This window comes from Alteromonas abrolhosensis, from assembly GCF_001953635.1.
Classification (GTDB): domain Bacteria; phylum Pseudomonadota; class Gammaproteobacteria; order Enterobacterales; family Alteromonadaceae; genus Alteromonas; species Alteromonas abrolhosensis.
Genome location: NZ_MEJH01000027.1, coordinates 1 through 1,828 on the forward strand (window position 1 = coordinate 1; position 1,828 = coordinate 1,828).

Below are 1,828 nucleotides of genomic sequence, written 5' to 3' on the forward strand. Positions count from 1 at the left end.
ATTGGAGTCTGCAACTCGACTCCATGAAGTCGGAATCGCTAGTAATCGCAGGTCAGAATACTGCGGTGAATACGTTCCCGGGCCTTGTACACACCGCCCGTCACACCATGGGAGTGGGATGCAAAAGAAGTAGTTAGTCTAACCTTCGGGAGGACGATTACCACTTTGTGTTTCATGACTGGGGTGAAGTCGTAACAAGGTAACCCTAGGGGAACCTGGGGTTGGATCACCTCCTTACCATTACGTCGATAGACGCCTTGATGCAGTGCCTACACAGATAGTCTTGTTTAAAATGAAGAACGACACAAGTTTATGGGGCTATAGCTCAGCTGGGAGAGCGCCTGATTTGCATTCAGGAGGTCAGCAGTTCGATCCTGCTTAGCTCCACCATCTACTTGAAACTGGGTTTGTTGCTAACAAACTTAGAAACTGAAGGCTTGTAGCTCAGCTGGTTAGAGCGCACCCCTGATAAGGGTGAGGTCGGCAGTTCAAGTCTGCCCAAGCCTACCATTNCAGTGCCTACACAGATAGTCTTGTTTAAAATGAAGAACGACACAAGTTTATGGGGCTATAGCTCAGCTGGGAGAGCGCCTGATTTGCATTCAGGAGGTCAGCAGTTCGATCCTGCTTAGCTCCACCATCTACTTGAAACTGGGTTTGTTGCTAACAAACTTAGAAACTGAAGGCTTGTAGCTCAGCTGGTTAGAGCGCACCCCTGATAAGGGTGAGGTCGGCAGTTCAAGTCTGCCCAAGCCTACCATTCACCTGCACTTGCTTCGCAAGTGGTCGTGAAAAAGCCGCTTAACCGGAAGGGAACCTTCCTGACGGTTTTTCTACTCGCTAAAGTTAGCGGTAGTCAAAGGCTAAGGTGGAAATTTATTTTTGTGTCACGTTGGACCCGAAATCCTAATGAATATTTACTGTTTCAGTAAGCATTGATTAGGGTTTTTTACTCTAAAGATGAAAGTACTGCTTTTGCAGGAAACATCGAATGTTCTTTAACAATTTGGAAAGCTGATATTAATAGTAATCAATCAAAATTGAGTAACTGAGAAATCGAAAGATGACTTTTTACTCTACTTGACTGAATTGCTTGTTATCAATCGATGATTTGATAGCAAGGCAATTCTTCCGATTAGCTTGTCATTCATGCGACATAACTTAGACAGAAGTCAAAAGGCTGTTTGGGGTTGTATGGTTAAGTGACGAAGCGTATACGGTGGATGCCTTGGCNATGTTCTTTAACAATTTGGAAAGCTGATATTAATAGTAATCAATCAAAATTGAGTAACTGAGAAATCGAAAGATGACTTTTTACTCTACTTGACTGAATTGCTTGTTATCAATCGATGATTTGATAGCAAGGCAATTCTTCCGATTAGCTTGTCATTCATGCGACATAACTTAGACAGAAGTCAAAAGGCTGTTTGGGGTTGTATGGTTAAGTGACGAAGCGTATACGGTGGATGCCTTGGCAGTTAGAGGCGATGAAGGACGTGTAAGTCTGCGAAAAGCTGTGGTGAGCCGACAAAATGCATTTGAGCCACAGATGTCCGAATGGGGAAACCCACCTGTTTACAGGTATCGTTAACTGAATACATAGGTTAACGAGGCAAACGAGGGGAACTGAAACATCTAAGTACCCTTAGGAAAAGAAATCAACCGAGATTCCCCTAGTAGCGGCGAGCGAACGGGGAGCAGCCCTTAAGCTGTTTAGAATTTAGTGGAATCCTTTGGGAAGAGGAGCGATACAAGGTGATAGCCCTGTACACGACGGATTCTTTACAGTGAAATCGAGTAGGTCGGGACACGTGTTATCTTGACTGAA

At 44.4% G+C, this 1,828-nt stretch carries 4 tRNA genes and 2 rRNA genes; all 6 read left to right on the forward strand.

Annotated elements, in window-relative coordinates:
* A 16S ribosomal RNA gene (locus tag BGK61_RS19335) occupies positions 1-237 on the forward strand; the annotation flags it as partial.
* Positions 238-314: 77 nt separating this feature from the next.
* Positions 315-390, forward strand: a tRNA-Ala gene (locus BGK61_RS19340).
* 43 nt (positions 391-433) lie between these two features.
* Positions 434-510: transfer RNA gene (locus BGK61_RS19345), tRNA-Ile, on the forward strand.
* Positions 511-564: 54 nt separating this feature from the next.
* A tRNA-Ala gene (locus tag BGK61_RS19350) sits at positions 565-640 on the forward strand.
* 43 nt (positions 641-683) lie between these two features.
* Positions 684-760, forward strand: a tRNA-Ile gene (locus BGK61_RS19355).
* Between the two features lie 679 nt (positions 761-1,439).
* Positions 1,440-1,828, forward strand: a 23S ribosomal RNA gene (locus tag BGK61_RS19360); the annotation flags it as partial.